Source organism: Bacteroides sp. D1 (assembly GCF_000157095.2).
Taxonomy (GTDB): Bacteria; Bacteroidota; Bacteroidia; order Bacteroidales; family Bacteroidaceae; genus Bacteroides; species Bacteroides xylanisolvens.
The window spans coordinates 411,266-429,723 of the sequence record NZ_JH114331.1 but is presented as its reverse complement, the minus strand read 5'-3'; the positions used below and the strand labels follow the sequence as shown (position 1 = coordinate 429,723).

Genomic DNA, 18,458 nt, shown 5'->3' with positions numbered 1-18,458 from the left:
ATAAAACATACTTTGCTATCGGACTTTTATTCAAAAATAACCCTATTTGATGAAAAATTTATCACTAACATTCTTTAATATAGCAGATAATTACTATTTTTGCGTTTGACGCAATAAAAATGGCAGAAATCATGAAAGATTTGAATCGTATAAAAGTAGTTCTCGTGGAAAAAAAGAGAACCAATAAGTGGTTGGCAGAGCAATTAGGGAAAGACCCTGCAACCATATCCAAATGGTGTACCAACTCTTCTCAACCCGACTTGGCAACTTTGGCTAGAGTAGCTGCATTACTTGAAGTTGACGTAAAAGATCTTTTGAATTCCACACAACCAAAAGATAATTTCATAATCATACAACAAAAGTCGTGATATGACAAAGTTATATATTGAGCAAATACTGAAAATGAGAATGGCTGTTTATCAAGCAGGCATTAAAGTTGGTATTTGGAAAGACATTAACCTATTAGGAGCTTCTGACATGATGAATTATATATTCACCAAGTCAGGACAAATAGCATATTACAACTTAATTGTAGAATATATGCGTAAAGAACACGATGTTATTACAGGTGGTTCTTATTTCCTATACAAAATGCCAGTTCAAATAGAGAAGGAAATCATGGATTTTTTAAAGAACGGTTCTATTGATTTCACATCTTTAATTCAGGATCCAGAAGAATACCTCCAATCTATGGACACAATTGTTACAGACCATTGTTTCACCACGATAAACATAGGTTCTTTTACTTTAAATGAAATTGACTCCATATTGCGTTTGTGTGCGTCGCATTATCGCTATTCATTTCAGTACGGAGTAAAATCATATCCTTATTTTGATTGACCAATGAGAGAGACAACATATAATAGTAATCTGGCTAAAGGTTGTGGTATGATAGAGGAAACCTTGACTTTGTTATCCCTTTATGATGAAGGGATGACAAAAGCGACTTTGGTTGATTACGTTCATCAAAACAACTCGTTGAGCAAATGTACAGAAAAACGAAGTAAGGATATTGTCAACTTGGTATTCTATCCTCGTTTTATGAAATGCGATTCCCGTATTCCGTCTTGGCTGAAAGCAATCCGTAATCGTGGTGTCATGCTTCCTCAGTTCAAACAATTATTGATGTTGTACTGTGCAAGAGACAATGCAATCATGTACGATTATATTGTCTCACAGTTAAATGTACTAAGAGCATCTGGAAACAATCATATAAAAAGGGAAGATATACGGCAATATATAGATAGTGTTGTTGCAGAAGGAAAAGCATCATGGGGTGAATCCATCTGCCATAAACAAACCAGCTATATCAAGGCTGTATTAATGGATTTTGATTTAGTTGACAAAAGAAATAATATTTTACCATACGAAATCGCAAATACTACAGTCCTCTACCTAATGCATGAATTGCATTTTAGAGGATTCTCTGACATGGCAATCTGGCACCATGAAGATTGGGTTCTATTTGGATTGGACAAATATCAAGTACAAGAGAAAATAATGAATTTGAATCTTAAAGGAGGCTATATTGCACAATGTTCTGGAGAGTTGTTGACAATATCGTGGAATTATCAAACTATGGAGGAGTTTATCAATGGGGCAATATGATGATAAAATAGAAAAGGCTCTTCAATATCTGAAGAATCCAAGTCGTATCACACCTACCGGCTATAGTCCAATCGTATATGTGGTATATCAACCGGAAGATATGTTAATGGTGCGAAGCATCATTGATACATTCTTATGTGCTAAAGCTGATTTCTACGGATTCAAAGCCCATATTATATCTATGGGAGAATTATTAGACAAGTACATCAACAACCATGACTATCGTGAAATCTGGACAGACCCAAGTGTCAACGAAGATGAAATGTATAATAGCATCAAACAAGAAATCGTATCCGATGGATATTTGGAAAAATCCATTCTTCAAATCCACGATGAATTGTTGGCTGATGGCAATGCTTTGTTAGTCATTAAAGATGTAGAGATGTTACATCCCTTTTATATGATGGGAGTTATTGAAAACAAAATCTACAATAAGATAAAAGTACCTATACTTGTATTTTATCCCGGTGAAACACAAGGTACTGCACGTTCTTTTCTTGGTTTATATAATCAAGATGGTAATTACCGTTCCATTAACTTTTAAAAGTCCGACCTATGCATAAGATACAAGATCTTTTCGACCCGACCAAACAACTTAATAGAACCATTGAAAGCGTGGTTACGTTTGGAGCCAATACAGAACAAGATTTAAGTTCAGAAATTCGTGAATATGTGGTAACAGACAAACTTCATAAAAACTATGAAGATGTAATAACGGATTTGCAGACTGCATTTGATGATTCCAGCAAAGAAGTCGGAATATGGGTATCTGGATTTTATGGATCCGGAAAGAGTTCATTTGCGAAATATCTTGGTCTGTCATTCGACAAGAGTGTAATGATTGACGGTGTATCATTTGGTGACAAATTGATGAGTCGTATCCAGGATACTGCCATCACGGCTATGCATCGAACCATCATATCACGCCATAACCCACAAGTGGTAATGATTGACCTCAGCACGCAATCTGTTGCTGGTAAAATCGCAAACGTTAGCGACATCGTTTACTATGAAACATTGAAATTACTGGGTGTAACCAAGTGTACAGACCAAAAGGTTATGTGTTTCATTGACTTATTGCATAGCGAAGGTAAATATGAAGAATTTTGCCGATTGGTAGAAACAGAAAAGAATAAATCCTGGGAATCGGTAGAATCCAACGACCTTGCTGCCAATCTTATTGCAGCTAATCTTGCTCCTCGCGTACTTCCTGCTTATTTTCCAGATAGTGCAAGTTTCAAGAATATTAATTTGAGTAGTGCATTGAATGAAAAAGAACGTTTTGTTCGACTACATAAATTGGTTAAGGAGAAAACAGGAAAAGACAAAATCATTTATGTATTGGATGAAGTTGGTCAATATGTCGCATCCAACGTTGATTTGATTTTGAACGTTCAAGGCATGATGCAAATTTTCAAGGATGAATTCCGTGGTGATGTTTGGGTTATTGCAACAGCACAGCAAACTTTGACAGAAGACAATCGTCAGGCCCAACTCAACTCCAACGAACTTTTCCGTCTGAACGACCGATTCCCCGTTAAAGTGGATATTGAAGCAAATGACATCAAGGAGATTATCACAAAACGTTTATTGGGTAAATCCAAAGACGGAAGTGATTATCTCAAACGTTTGTTCTCGCAGAATGAAGGTTTACTCAAAAATAGTATCCATCTAACTTTGCAAGAACGAAGCATCTATAATCAATTGCTGACTGACGAGACATTTACCAATCTCTATCCGTTCTTGCCTGTTCACATTGATATCTTATTGTCTTTACTGCAGAAGTTAGCTAGTAGAACGGGGGGGGTCGGCTTACGTTCAGTCATTCGTTTGATTCGCGATATCTTGGTAGATAACCATCTTGCAGATGCCACAATAGGCCAGCTTGCCGGTCCAGAACATTTCTATGATGTGCTCCATTCCGACATGGAGCGTAATTCAGCGAAAGAGATTGTGATTTCAGCTGATAAAGCCATATCCATATTCAACGGAGATAAATTGGCTGTCCGTATCTGCAAGACAATTGCGGTCATGCAGTTACTCGATGATTTTAATTTGTCTTTCGACAACCTATGTGCCTTGTTATACAACAACGTGGGTAGCACTTTTGACAAATCAAAGGTTCGTGAAGCGATTGAAAGAATCATGGATTCTACCAGTGTAACTCTTCAAGAGATTGATGGTAAATATCAATTTATGACCAATGCCATTTTGAGCATACGTGAAGAACGAAATAAGATTATCCCTCGAGATGCAGAGAAGGCTGATGTTCTTCAAGAACAATTAAAGGATATGCTTTCTCCAGCTCCTTCTGTCAATGTATATTCCAGCAAAACCATCACTGCCGGAGTCGAACTGACTGAGAGAAACCGTCCTTATAATATTCATCCAACAACAAGCGGTTTGAAACTGAACATCCGTTTTGTTGATGGTAGTGCTTTTGATGAAACTCATCAGCAATTATTGACAGAAAGTACTCGCCAAGAAAATAACCGCACACTTTATTGGTTATGCACTTTGGCTAAAGATAAGGAAACGATATTACAGGAAATCGTACGAAGTCAAAATATCAAGAATCGACATCAAAACGAAACAAATAAAGAGATACAGGCTTACTTGCGTGCTCAAACAGACTTTGCCGATGAAAAAAAGAGAGAGTTGAACAAAATCCTGCGTGAGGCACAAGCCAATAGTGAAGTTATCTTCCGTGGTTCGCCACAACAGGTTAATGGCGAGACATACAAGACGGTTGCGCTGAAAACCATTGCCGAAAAGGTATTTGAGAAATACCCTTTGGCTTCAAGCAATATGAAGGGAGACTGCGTCAACAAATTGGCTTCATACGGAGATTTGACAACTATACCAGACGCTCTGAATCCATTTAAGATCATCAAGAAAACAGATGGTACCATTGACGTCTCTCATCCGGCAATCTCTGAAATAAAGGATTATATTGCTACGCTCAATGAAGTGACCGGCTCTGAAATTATGAACCGATTTGAGCGCGATCCTTATGGATGGTCAAAAGACACTATCCGCTATATTGTTGCACTCATGCTGAAAGCAAACATTATCCAGATTCGTGTTGCAGGAAAGAATGTTACAGTCTTTGGTGATACAGCTGTTGAAGCGATGGCGACTAATAATAGTTTCAACAAGATTAGTGTTCTACTTAACACGGAAGGAGCTCTTACCACAACAGAATTGTTGAAGGCAGCACAGAGTATGACTGGTTTATTCAATAGTTCACGAGTCGCACCTGTCAAAGACCAAATTGCGAAAGAAGCATACAAAAAGATTAAATTGTATTTACAAAAATTCAATCGACTATTGCCCGATTTCGAGGTCTTGAAATTAGATGGTGAATCCATTGTTCGCCAAGCAATCAACTATGCACAACGTATCATTGACAGCGAAGGTGGTGAGGCGGCATTCTTGTTGGGTAAGGATGTCGACTGCCAAAAGGCTTTTAAATACGTGATGGATATCATAAAATGCAACGAACAAGCTTCTCTCATTAACCATCTGAAGCATATCAACCATTTGGCAAATGAATCTCATACTCTTCCTGAAGTTGAGCAACTGGCAGACTACATCAAGCATGTCAATGATGTGCGCCAATTGTATCATGAATACATTGCCAATCCGGATTTGCATCTGATAGTCTCTAATATTACAGATCTACGCAATCAGTTTGATGCATACCTCAATCAAGCTTGTATCGAATTCCAGACACAGACAGAAAAATTGTTGGATGAAAGTCGCACGACAATGAAGAGTATGCCAGAGTATGCAAAGTTGGATGACAAGCAACGTACTCAGATCGATACTCAGCTTGATGGTTTAAGCATTGAGTGCACTCATCCTTCTATTAGTAATCTGCGCGAAATGATCAATAAGTTTGTGACTTATTATCTACCATCTGGAAGTATTAAGACAATAGAGAATAGAATCAGGCAATATGCTGCAGACAATGCACCTGCAGTAAAGGTTATACCGACACCTCCCACTTCTCCTCAAAAAGGTGCTACCCAAGAGGATGATGCGACCAAACCAAACAAAGTGGAAGAGCCAACCTATCAGCCTAAACGCTTGCAAGTGAAACGAAAGATTACAACTCGAACAGAATTGCAACAGGTAATTGATCAACTGACTTCGTTATTGGGCGAAATCAGTGACAACAGTCCTGTTGAATTTAATTTTAATGAAGATTAACCCCTTAAGTTACGACTATGATTTCACAAGGTGGTAAGAAAATATTGGAACGATTTGTCAGCACAGCCAAGAATTTGCTAATGCAAAATATCACAGAATTATTGCAACAGCATTATGGTATTTGGGCTGACGGACATACCATTGCCGTAGAGAAACTGGCCAATCAAGATACAGACATCGTACATACAGCACGTATGCTTCGTGAACGTCTGAAGCACTTGCAAGCTGCGCTTCCGGAAACAGAAGAAGACAAAGATAGATTGGCTGTTGGTCAATTGATAGCCGAGCAGGCATTTACCCAGCTCAACCGATTCTGTGCACTTCGCATGTGCGAGGAACGTGACCTAATATTGGAAAGCATACGTGGTGGTTATGATGCGGTAGGATTCCAAAGCTATGATGCCATTGCTCAGACGATAGGTGTATCTAAATACAACAGATACAGATGGTACCTTCATAGTATCTTCGATGAACTGAGCATTGAATTGCCAGCCGTGTTCGACCGTTATTCGCCCTACGGATTAGTGTTTCCCGATGAAAGCACTTTGTTGAAATTGATAGAGTTGATTAACGACAGCCAACTATCCGATTGGTATGACGAACAGAACGGAACCACTGTCAACTTCTGGAAGGAAGACGAAACATTGGGGTGGATGTTCCAATACTACAATTCATTGGAAGAACGTCGCAAGATGCGTGATGAGAGCAACAAACCTCGCAATAGTCGTGAAATGGCGGTACGCAACCAATTCTTTACACCGGAATATGTGGTGCGTTTCCTAACCGACAACTCTTTAGGACGCATTTGGTATGAAATGACAGGCGGACAAAGCCGTATTGGCGAAGAACAATGCCAATATATGGTGCGCCGTCCCAATGAAGAAATGAAGGAACGTGCCATCAAGGAACCGACAGAAATACTTTCACTTGACCCTACGTGTGGTAGTATGCATTTCGGACTTTATCTTTATGAGGTTTATGAATATATCTATACCGACGCATGGGATAATTACCCTGAGCTATTGCATAAATATAGAGAGTTACATACCCGTGAGAGTTTCTTGCGAGAAGTGCCTCGTCTGATTCTGACCCACAACATTTATGGTTGTGAGATTGATCCACGTGCCCTTCAGATAGCTGCACTTAGTCTTTGGCTCCGCGCCCAGCGCAGTTATGGTGAAATGGGAATTGATGCCACCGAACGACCACTCATTACCAAAAGTAATCTCGTGTTGGCTGAAGCAATGCCTGGCAACAAACGTTTGCTAAAGGGGTTGATGGAAGAGTTGGATGCACCTATGCAGCGTCTTATCACCAAGATATGGGATAAGATGAAGTTCGTGGGTGAAGCTGGTTTGCTTTTCAAAATGGAGAAGGAAATAGAAGAGGACATCGAGTATTTGCGTAAGAACTGGAGCAAAGTAAACCAAAGTCGCAATGCCGACCTCTTTGCCACCGAAGAAGAACGAGCACGTATCGATGCGGAGAATGAAGCTCGCAAATTGCTTCGTCAGAACAAATCGGCATTCTTCGAAGAGATAACCGACCGTCTTAAAGAGGCATTGGAACAATTGTCAGCTAAATTGAGTGAAGAAGAAGGTTACGAAAATGCGCTCTTTAGCGAAGACGCCACCCGTGGTTTCGCATTTATTGAGCTTTGCCAAAAGCGGTTCGATTGTATTGTGATGAATCCACCGTTTGGTGAAGGTAGTGAGAACACCAGTAGTTATCTGGATAATAACTATCCGGCTTGGTGTCGCAATTTGGTTTGTGCATTCTTTGACCGTATGCAGGAAATGCTTGATGCAGATGGGCGATTGGGAGCAATCTTTGACCGCACCGTAATGATAAAGTCAAGCTATGAGGATTTCCGTAAACGTAATCTTTGTGGATACATCACCAACTGTGCAGATATCGGCTGGGGAGTGCTTGATGCGAGTGTAGAAACATCTACTTTAGTTCTCAATAAACACTCTTCAGATGTTGAAGGAGTATTTATGGATATTCTTGATGTTAATGCAGAAGAAAAGAATGCCCAACTTATTGCTTTGATTCATGCAATGTGTGATGGAGATGAAGTTAAGTGGAGCTATATAGCATCATCTAAAGATTTTGCGAACTTGCCGAACGCTATAATAGGTTATTATTTCGATGTAAACATATTAAGTGTTTTCAAAATGCAAAATATGGAAGAACGGAATCTGGTTTCTAAAAAAGGTCATGATTTGGCTGCAAATATTTACCCTAGATTATACTACGAAATAACAAATACCCTTGGATTCTCTTTAATGTATAATGGAGGTGCTTTTTCTATGTTTTATTTTCCTTATAACGATGTTGTATTTTGGAATGAAGAGATTATAAGAAATAATTCTCTTTGTAATCTTAGAAGTCTTCATCTCCAAAAACTTGGAACTGTCGGATATGGAAAGAGAGGTGACATATTAGATGCACATGTTTTAAAAAAAGGATTCATTTTTACACGTGAAGGTATTGGCGTTCCCAATTTATCAATATCTGATGGTTATAGTGCTCTTGCTTATTTAAATTCGATAGTAGCACAATATACAATTAATTTATATTGTGCACAACATAAGGGTAATGGATATGTGAATATACTTCCTATGCCCGATTACGACAAAAGTCTGTCTGATATTGAAAGTATAGTTAATTCCATCATTGATATTAAACGCCATTGGTTTAGCCTTGATGAAACCAATTTGGAATATCATGGACTTATTGCACAGATGAGTATCAGCGATAGTATTGAAGATAGCATCAATCGAATGCAAGAAGGCATCACTGCTGATTATCAACACTATCAAGAGCTTGTGAAAGAGAATGATAACCTCTGGATGGATTTAGCAAACATAGACCGCGAAAGTGAATTCCGCCAGACATTAAATGAATATAAGAACCGTCGTCCATACGAGGAATTGCTCTCTATTGATAATGCCAGCAACCAGAACATCATCGACAAAAAGGTGATAGCACAAGAGATTGTACAAGAATTGGTGGGTATGGCATTTGGCAGATGGGACACAGCATACGCCCAAAAAGTAAAGCAGATACCTGAGTTCGGTGATGTGTTTGACGCATTGCCTTTTATGCCAACCGTAAGCCTAAGCGAAATACCTTCGGATTATGCGTTGCAAATCCCTGAAGACGGCATTTTGAATAACCAAGCAGATAGTCCTGATAGTCTTGTCAATCGTGTTCGCGATGTGATGCAACATATTTGGGGAAAGCATGCCGACGAACTGGAATACGAATTGTGCCAATTGATAGGATGCAAGAACCTGCAAGTCTATTTTGAAGCACCAACCGGTTTCTTCGACTACCATTTCAAACGATACACCAAAAGTCGTCGCAAGGCTCCTATCTATTGGCCGTTATCAAGTGAAGATGGTTCATATACTTATTGGGTATATTATCCAAAGTTGTCAAGAAATACACTACCTTCGCTCTTGATTAAGCTCCGCAGTGAGGATGAACAATTGCGTAGTGGCATCAATGCAGCAATGGCAGGTCATGACAAGGCGCAAGAATCCTCCCTTCGGGCCAAACAAGCGCAGGTGGAAGGCATGATGGAAGAAATCAACCAGATTCTTGCATCCGGTTACGAGCCAAATCATGATGATGGAGTGCCCGTAACATCAGCACCAATGCTTAAGCTGGTAGCACACCGAGGATGGAACAACGAATGTAAGGACAATTTGGAAAAACTCACAAAAGGAGAATACGACTGGAGCCACCTTGCCATGAGTATGTTTCCAGCCCGTGTCACCCAAAAAGCCAAGAAAGACTGGTGTCTTGCCCTTACTCACGGTTTGGAACATCTTTGTGAAAACAAGCCTAAGGAAAAGAAAGCGAGAAAGAAAAAAGATAATAATCAAACTTTATTTTAAAATATAGATATATGAGAATTAATACTATTAAAATAAAGAATTTCAGAGGATTTGAAGATAAATCTTTTGAATTTGACAGTAGAATGAATGTTGTATTAGGTAATAATACAACCGGTAAAACAACTTTGCTTCATGCTGTCCAGATTGCCTTAGGGGCATATTTACAAGCTCTAACTTTGATTCCTGGAGGTAAATATTTCAGCAGAAATTTTCTCAAAGGAGATCAAGTTCGCAAATATAGTGAATCAACGAAAAGTTTTTTGCTTGATGAACAGAAACCGAGCATTGAGGTTAATGCAGACTATTATGTAGGAAGAATTGCTTTGGGAACAAAAGATTATTCAGAGCAAATAAAAAATATAACTTGGCTTAGAGAAGGTTCTAAAAACTCAAGAAAGAATAATGGAGAACTGATGGATGAAGTTTACTACATGGAACAGCAAAGACGCAATGCTGATGCTACAAAAGTGAACTCCATATTTCCTTTGATGTTGTCATTTGGTGCAACACGTCTTCAGAACAATTATAACGGTGCCGAGAAGACCAAGGCCAGAGCATCACGCGAAGAAAAAGCATATAAATGTGCTCTTGATGAACAGGTTGATTTCAAATCTGCCTTTGATTGGATATATTCTTATGAAAAGAATATTTTGAAAGAATTGGAATTTGAAGGCACTGATGAAGCCTTTATTCAAGCTATAAAAGAGGCAATACCTGCCATCAAGCAGATTTTCATTGATAAAAAGAATGATGAGTTCACCGCCCAGATCCAAATGACAGGAGATTTAACACCTAGATGGCTTACATACGATATGATGAGTGACGGTTTCAAGTCAATGATAAATATTGTTGCTGAAATTGCTTATCGTTGTATTGAATTAAACGGTTTTTTGGGGAAAGATGCTGTAAAAAAGACTCCAGGCATTGTTATGATAGATGAAGTAGACCTATATCTACATCCTCATTGGCAACAACACATTCTTGAAGACTTACAGAAAGCATTCCCTATGTTTCAATTTATTGTCACCACTCACTCTCCATTTATTGTACAGAGTGTTGACACTAATAATATTATTACTCTTGATGCTAAAGTATCACCTATTTCTCCAAGCAATAGAGGGATTGAAGAAATCATGGTTGCAGAAATGGGACTTGATATTGATATAAGTAACCGCAGTGAAAAATATCGCAAAAAATATGATTTAGCACATAGGTATTATCAATTGGTGAAAAATGGACGAGAAGGAACCGAAGAGGCCAACTATGTAAAAAGTGAATTAAATAAACTTGAAGCGGAGTCAAAAATGTTCCATGATCCTGCTTTTGAAGCTGCATTAAGACTTAAAAGAGGAGATTTATGAGACCGGTAACGAAAAAAACTATTGGGGAAAGTATTATGCTGGGAAATGGAACCACGCATGTAATACAAGAAGAATATAAGCCTTATGGTAATGCTAGACCTATTCTCCTGACCAATCTTGGTCGTTACTGCTCATATTGTGAGCAGGCGTTTCTGTGTGGTTCAAATCTACAAACTGAACACATTCAACCAAAAGGTTTAGATGTTAATGGTATAAAACCATATGCAGAATTATCAACCAAATGGGAGAATTTTTTATTAGGATGCGCAACTTGCAATGGTAAAGGTAATAAAGGTGATAAAAATGTGGTATTTGAAGATATTCATCTTCCACATAGAAATAATACATATTTAAGTCTCGTATACAAGGAGGCAGGTGTAGTTATTCCTAATCCGAAATTAGAAGGAAAATCTTTGGCAAATGCTGAAGCATTAATTAGTCTCGTAGGATTGGATAAAGAAGATTTAGATACAGATGGGCGATGTGGAATGAGACGTGAGGTTTGGGAGAAAGCAATCATGTATCTAAATGATTATGAAAACGGAGAAATAAAACTCCGGCATTTAATAGATTACATAAAGGTGTCAGGTTGCTGGTCTATATGGTTTACTGTTTTCAGTGGTCATGATGAAGTTAGAAAAGCACTCATAGAGGAATTTCCAGGAACAGCTAAAGAATGTTTTGATGCAAACAATCATTATGAACCAGTAAATCGTAATCCCAAAAATGCAATAGATCCTGTTTAATTTTTAAGATATGGATATACAAGGATATATACTTGATCATTGGCAAGCAAAGATGAAGCCAGAAACACCTGTCATTATCATATATGATAAAGAAGGGGTTTACTATGACTTATTGCCGATAGCCATAGAAAAAGGATTTAAGGTGATTGATACAACCAAAGGAGCACTCCATGCCCGATTGTCTGCATCACGATTCTGGTGCAATGACTTATCCATAGACAAAAACGTTCAGATGATCATATATCGTCAGCGTCCAATGCCAACCAATAACAGAAGTTGGGTAGAAGAGCCTTTTTCTTGTTTTATGAAAAGTGCCTGTATATTTCCATATGGTCCACAAGACACTTATGAAAATATTTGCAGAACATTTCTACCCTCTAAGCAACAAGACTTGGACAAACTTTTTGCAAATGGCTCTACTTCATTTAATATGATTAATGCGTTGCTTGATGGTGCCGCATATCCTGAGCTAGAACAATTGACAGGAGGAAAGAGCATTTCTGAAATAACCGTAGGATTATTGGCGCTTGATGAGTGCACAAATATGAACTGGCAGAAAGAGTGGAGAATTCTTGCAGAAGTACAATTCCCACGACTTGACTGTACTGGTGTCTCACTTAATGAAGTGCAAAATAAACTGTGGACATATCTTTTGTTTAGCGAATTTGTATTCGACCTTCCTGGAGCATTACCTGAAAACCTAAAAAGTGTACCAATGGCTCCTGTTGAGATGAAGGAAAAAGTTTATATGATTTGTGATAAACTCAGAAATCAAATCAATCTCCGGGAGACATACGTTAGAATTGCTAATAAAGTGTCTGAACAGTTGAAGCTGTCAGAAGTTTTTGTGAAAGCAAAACATTTAGGTGAAAGAGTTACCTTTAACTTTGAAAACAGCGTTGAATACAACCGCTTTATTGACTATATAAAAGCAGGAGATATACAAGAAGCCACACGTTTGATTAGCAAGAACGAAAGCGGTGTATGGTATCAAGAAGAGCAAGAGGTTTCTAATTATTGGAAATTGGCACAGCATATAGTTGACCTCATGCAATGTATCAATAATGGAATTGAGACAGATGGAACATTAGCTGATCTTATCGAATGGTACACAAATGTAGGTTGTGTTGCCGATAATGCATTTCGTAAATTCCATACAGACAAACTCGGAATGTTGCATCTCCCTAAACAAGCTGATGAACTTACCAATCTTATCAATAAACATTATCGTGAATTTACAGAAAGAGGAGTTAAAGCATATCAGCAGCTCATTATAGACATAAAGGATTATCCAAAATTAAGAAACCAGGGCTACATTCAATTCGTCAAGCCTGCAATAAAAAATGGCAAACGAGTGGTTTTTGTGATGGTCGATGCATTCCGATATGAAATGGGTAAAACATTTGCAAAGAGTATTGAACGTAACTTCATGGAACGCGTAGAATGTTTGTCCCGCATATCCTATCTACCATCAATTACTCGATTCGGAATGGCCAGTCATATGGGAGATATATCAGTAAGAAACATCCAAGGGAAATTACAACCATTTATTGGAGAGCAAATGGTGTCAACTCCTGAGGACCGTATTACATGGTTAAAAGCAGATACAAACATTGAAGTTCAAGATTTCCGATTAGAAGAATTTAATTCAGCTAAGGTAAATGATAGAACACGACTGCTTGTTGTTAGGAGTGTTAGCATTGATTCAGCAGGCGAAAATGACAAATTGAATGGACTTGCTACCATGGAGCGCGAACAAATACGTTTGGCAAAACTATTAGACGATTGCAAACGATTGAAGTTTGATGAAGCCATAATTGTTGCCGACCATGGGTTTATGATTCAACCATCATTCAATGTGGGTGATTTGATAAATAAACCGAAGGGAAGCGATATTTCCATTGAAGAATCGCGTGTTATTGCTGGTAATTTGAATGATTCAAACGATACTTTATCTCTTACAACCACTCAATTAGGTAATGATATGGAGGTAATGAAGTTGAGTTATGCTAAAGATTATACAGTATTTACACGTGGTGAAATCTATTATCATGAAGGGCTATCACTTCAGGAGAATGTGGTACCTATTATAAGAGTAAAACTTCAGGAAGAAAAGAAACGACAATCCTTCCAAGTATCACTATCATATAAGGGTAAAAATGGTGGAACAATTTTCAGCAGAAGGCCACTGATTGATATTAATACAACATTTGCAAATTTGTTTGCAGATGATGTAATAATGAAGTTGAAAGTCACAGGAGATAATGATTGTGAAATTGGAGAGGCTGAAGATCGTTTCTATGATAGTGTCACAGGACTTATCCGTATTCCTTCTGGTGCTACAAGCGTTCGTCAGTTAATTAATATACGAGATGAATATCATGGAAATACTGTGACAATAACAGCTCTTGACACAGAGACGAATGCCACCCTTTCTACATTAAGGTTAAACTTTGAAAATGATTAAGACATGGATGCTTTAGATATAAAATTGAATGAGGCTTTTCCTGGAAAAGTTGTCAGAAAAGATTTGTTGCATGAAATCAAACGTGCAGTGAATGTTCCTTCGTTTGTTTTGGAATTTCTGCTTTCACGTTATTGTGCGAGTGAAGATCCTGAAGAGATAGAAGAGGGTAAAAAAGCTGTGCTTCAAACAATAGAGAAATGCTATGTAAGACCAGATGAATCCAACAAAGCACAAGCTATTGTTGAGCAGAAGAAGCGTCATAAGTTCATTGATAAAATACATGTCAAGTATGTAGAACGAGAAAAGCGCTATTGGGCAGAGATGGAAAACTTTGCTTCCAAACGTATTGCCATCAATCCCAATTTCTATCAAGAGAACGAAAAGTTATTGGAGAGCGGCATTTGGGCAGAAGTGACATTAGCTTATAATGAAATCCAAGAGGATGATTATGCTTTCTTTATTGAGGACTTACGTCCGATACAGATTGCCCATTTTGATGAGCAGAAGTTCTTTAAAGGTAGAGAACACTTTACTACTGATGAATGGATAGATGTGCTTATACGTAGCATTGGTATCAATCCTGATTGGTTAGCAGAACGTTCCCGTAAATTATTGGGTGACAAAAATGGACGAAGATTAAAATTTCATATTCTATCACGATTCCTTCCATTGGTTCAAAGTAATTACAATAGCATAGAACTGGGAGGAAGAAGTACCGGTAAATCTTACTTCTATTCTGAATTTTCACCCTACTCAACTTTGCTTTCAGGTGGTCAAGCTTCTACAGCCACATTGCTATACAACAATCAACGTAAACAAGTTGGTGCTGTCGGCTTTTGGGACAATGTCGCATTTGATGAAGTAGCCAAGATGAAAATTAAAGATGCAGATACAGTCCAAATCATGAAAGACTATATGGCTAATGGACGTTTTTCGCGTGGTCGTGAAGTAACAGGCTATGCCAGTTTCTCTTTTGTGGGTAACTTTGACCTAAACATCCCACGAATCGTGAATAGTTATGATCATGATTTACTTGTAACACTTCCTGAAGCTTTTGACTTAGCTGTTATTGACCGCATCTACAATTATATTCCAGGCTGGGAAATTCCAAAGATTGATGATAGTGCATACAACAACAACTTTGGTTTGATTACCGACTACATGTCTGAAGCCCTTCATTATCTATTTGTACATGATAGTGACTATGTTGGTGTTGTAAATTCAAGATTAAAGAAGGGTGACAACATTGAAGGACGAGATAATAAAGCTCTACAAAAAACTGTTTCAGGTTTTATCAAGCTACTCTTCCCTACAGGCCAACCCACAGACGAGGAGTTTGATGAAATCGTAGAATATGCCATTGAAGGTCGCCGCCGTGTAAAAGAACAATTGAATAAGCGTAAACCAGATGAAGAGTATGCTCGAATCAATATGTCTTACATAAATAAAGACGGGAACAAAGTTGTAGTATACTGTCCTGAAAGCAAATATTCGGAAGCAACTCAAAATCCACGTAAGGATTTGAATGTGGAAGTCCTTACAAAACCTATAGTGGAAGAAGTCAAACCGGTTGTGGATCAAAGCATAGTTTTGCCTATTCATTCTGCTATAGCACCAATTGTTGATAGTAGTCCAAAAGAAAAGACTATTGACATTCAATATGGAGACATTGGTTATGGATATGATGACCTCTTTGCAGAGTATTTAAAGGGGGCTTCAATCGTAATGCTTGAAGAACCTTATTTGGGCAACGGATTCCAGATTGTCAACCTTGTTCGTTTTATAGAGTTATTGGTCAAAATTGGCGATTGTAAAGCATTCCGTCTGATTACAAAGCCGGGGGAAACACCGGAAGAATCGGCATCTATCAGTGACAATCTGAAACGAATAAAAGAAACGTTAGGTGAAATGGATGGTAACATCATGTCTTTTGAATATGAGTTTGATGAAAACTCTCATGATCGTTACATCCGTACAAGTAATAATTGGGACATTACTTTAGGCCGTGGATTGCATTTCTATCAGAACATGAACCCGAATAAAGATAGTCGCAATTTCTTCCAAATGGGGACTTACGATTTGTCATTGCGACCTTGTTTAAAAGCTCGATTTACGTTTATGAAAAGGGATGCTCAAGAATAATATCAATTAGTATGACAATAGAAACATTACTCCCCAAGAAATTGGATAAAACAGATGATTCCTATAAATCTGTTTTAGACTTAAACGAAGCATTATCTTCTGCAGAACAGGAACATATAAGAAATATTGCTCTTACTGGGCCATTTGGCTCTGGTAAGAGTTCTGTTCTTATCACTCTCATGGAAGATTTTGCAGAGGGGCGTAATTATCTACCAATATCTCTTGCGACATTACAAGCAAATGAAGAAGAAATCGATTTACATGAATCAGAAGAAGAGTCTAATACTCAGACTCCTAAAAAGTCCGAAAAAGACGATGTAGATTCTGATAATAAAGATGTATCTAGAAAAGAAAAACAAATAGAGAATCTAAATCGTAAAATCGAATATAGTATTCTTCAGCAGCTTATATATAGAGAAGAGACTAAGACAGTTCCTAACTCTCGTTTTAGGAGAATTACACATTTATCAAAATGGGGGCTGTTTAAGTATCCTTTTTGTATTGTTCTTTCTATAGTTTGTTTTTTTATCGTTTTCGAACCATCTTTTGCAAAAGTAGATACTCTATACAATCTTTTCAATTGGGGTTATCCATGGAATTTGGCATTTGATTTAATTGCAACAGCTTGGCTATTGTTAATGCTATTTGTGGCCGTACGCTATGTGTTAAAGTCATACAGCAATTCAAAACTAAATAAATTAAATCTCAAAGATGGAGAAATTGAGGTCGTAGAGAATAATTCCATTTTTAACAGACATCTCGATGAAATTTTATACTTTTTTCAAGTAACCCAATATAATATTGTTATTATTGAAGATTTAGATCGGTTTGGTACACCAAATATTTTCTTGAAATTACGTGAACTAAATCAGCTTATAAATGAATCTAAAATTGTTAATAGACATATAACCTTTATTTATGCCGTAAAGGATGATATATTTAAAGATGAAGAAAGAACAAAATTTTTTGATTATATTACAACTGTAATACCTATTATAAATCCTTCAAATTCTAAAGACAAACTTAAACATGCTTTAGAAGAAAAAGGATGTGGTTCAGATGGAATCACGGATGATGATCTATCTGAAATGGCTATTTTTTTATTCAAGACATGCGAATCTTGACTAATATTGTCAACGAATACAAGCAGTATAGAGATAAACTATGCACATCTAAGGGGACAAAGCTAAATAAGACGAAGCTGTTGGCAATGATAGTATATAAGAATTACTATCCGCAAGATTTTGCTTTACTACATCGCAGACAAGGAAAAGTTTATGAATGTATTAGTAAGAAAAGATTATTTGTAGAAGAAGCGTTGAAAATAATAGATGGACGTAAAGAAAAACTTTCCGAGAATGAAAAAACCTATATAAACACGTTACACCTCAATCTTAAAGAATTAAGATTGCTATTCTTATACGAATTTCGTAATAATGCCAATAAAAGGTTAGTAACCATTAAAATTAATAATGCTTATCGGAGTTTAGAGGATATAGCAGATAATGATGGTTTCTTTGAAGAATTATTGTCATTAAAAACCATTAACTATGAATATTATTACAATTATTATAATGTAACCACTAGCTCGCAAAGTGTGGATTTGCCGACACTAATGAATGAACTTCATTATACTGAAAGAATAGAAATGTTGAAGTATGGTGCAGAAAACTTCAAAAAAGAATACGAGAATATAAAAAAAGAAATTATTTCAATCAAGTCCTTAAAATTGAAAGTTTTATTAAACAAATATAATTTAGGGATGAATCAAATATATCAACAAATTCATTTGTCAGATATGCAAGACGTATTTATCCGTAGAGGGTATATTGACGAAGAATACTATGATTACATTTCCTATTTTTATCCTGGAATGGTTTCTCTAGAAGATAGAGAGTTATTATTAAATATAAAGAGACAGATAAATCAACCTTATGATTACCACATAGACAAAATAGAAAATTTTGTCAAAGAACTTAAAGAATACATGTTTGAAAGTGATGCAATACTC

At 37.2% G+C, this 18,458-nt stretch carries 11 protein-coding genes and 1 pseudogene; all 12 read left to right on the top strand.

From position 1 onward, the window contains the following. Nucleotides 1-119: 119 nt before the first annotated feature. On the top strand, nucleotides 120-368 hold the full coding sequence (locus tag BSAG_RS19885; RefSeq protein WP_008016785.1) for a helix-turn-helix transcriptional regulator: 249 nt from the start codon (nucleotides 120-122) through the stop codon (nucleotides 366-368). 1 nt (nucleotide 369) lies between these two features. After that, on the top strand, nucleotides 370-840 hold the full coding sequence (locus BSAG_RS19890) for a BrxE family protein (RefSeq protein WP_004314646.1): 471 nt from the start codon (nucleotides 370-372) through the stop codon (nucleotides 838-840). A gap of 3 nt (nucleotides 841-843) precedes the next feature. Beyond that, nucleotides 844-1,608 carry a BrxA family protein gene (locus BSAG_RS19895; RefSeq protein ID WP_004314647.1) on the top strand — a complete coding sequence of 255 codons (765 nt, stop codon included), beginning with the start codon at nucleotides 844-846 and terminating at the stop codon, nucleotides 1,606-1,608. After that, entirely contained in the window at nucleotides 1,595-2,152 is a 558-nt protein-coding gene (locus tag BSAG_RS19900; RefSeq protein WP_004314648.1) for a BREX protein BrxB domain-containing protein, read from the top strand. Before BSAG_RS19895 ends, BSAG_RS19900 begins: the two co-directional genes overlap by 14 nt. A gap of 11 nt (nucleotides 2,153-2,163) precedes the next feature. Next, nucleotides 2,164-5,823 carry a BREX system P-loop protein BrxC gene (brxC, locus tag BSAG_RS19905; protein ID WP_008770354.1) on the top strand — a complete coding sequence of 1,220 codons (3,660 nt, stop codon included), beginning with the start codon at nucleotides 2,164-2,166 and terminating at the stop codon, nucleotides 5,821-5,823. 17 nt (nucleotides 5,824-5,840) lie between these two features. After that, nucleotides 5,841-9,731: a BREX-1 system adenine-specific DNA-methyltransferase PglX gene (gene pglX, locus BSAG_RS19910; RefSeq protein WP_004314651.1), complete on the top strand. Its 3,891-nt coding sequence runs from the start codon at nucleotides 5,841-5,843 to the stop codon at nucleotides 9,729-9,731. A gap of 11 nt (nucleotides 9,732-9,742) precedes the next feature. Beyond that, nucleotides 9,743-11,092, top strand: a complete 1,350-nt coding sequence (locus BSAG_RS19915) for an AAA family ATPase (RefSeq protein ID WP_004314652.1) — start codon at nucleotides 9,743-9,745, stop codon at nucleotides 11,090-11,092. After that, complete coding sequence (locus tag BSAG_RS19920) at nucleotides 11,089-11,838, top strand: hypothetical protein (RefSeq protein ID WP_004314653.1); 750 nt, start codon at nucleotides 11,089-11,091, stop codon at nucleotides 11,836-11,838. Before BSAG_RS19915 ends, BSAG_RS19920 begins: the two co-directional genes overlap by 4 nt. A 10-nt stretch (nucleotides 11,839-11,848) precedes the next feature. After that, the gene (locus BSAG_RS19925) at nucleotides 11,849-14,305 is read left to right on the top strand and encodes a PglZ domain-containing protein (RefSeq protein ID WP_008016775.1); all 2,457 of its coding nucleotides are present in this window, start codon (nucleotides 11,849-11,851) and stop codon (nucleotides 14,303-14,305) included. Between the two features lie 3 nt (nucleotides 14,306-14,308). Continuing rightward, a complete protein-coding gene (brxL, locus tag BSAG_RS19930; RefSeq protein WP_004314655.1) occupies nucleotides 14,309-16,447 on the top strand; it encodes a BREX system Lon protease-like protein BrxL in 2,139 nt (712 codons plus the stop codon). Nucleotides 16,448-16,458: 11 nt separating this feature from the next. Beyond that, the gene (locus BSAG_RS25435; protein ID WP_232287639.1) at nucleotides 16,459-17,571 is read left to right on the top strand and encodes a hypothetical protein; all 1,113 of its coding nucleotides are present in this window, start codon (nucleotides 16,459-16,461) and stop codon (nucleotides 17,569-17,571) included. Further along, nucleotides 17,559-18,458 (top strand): annotated as a pseudogene (locus BSAG_RS25430) (hypothetical protein); the annotation flags it as partial. The gene BSAG_RS25435 and the pseudogene BSAG_RS25430, both read left to right, overlap by 13 nt.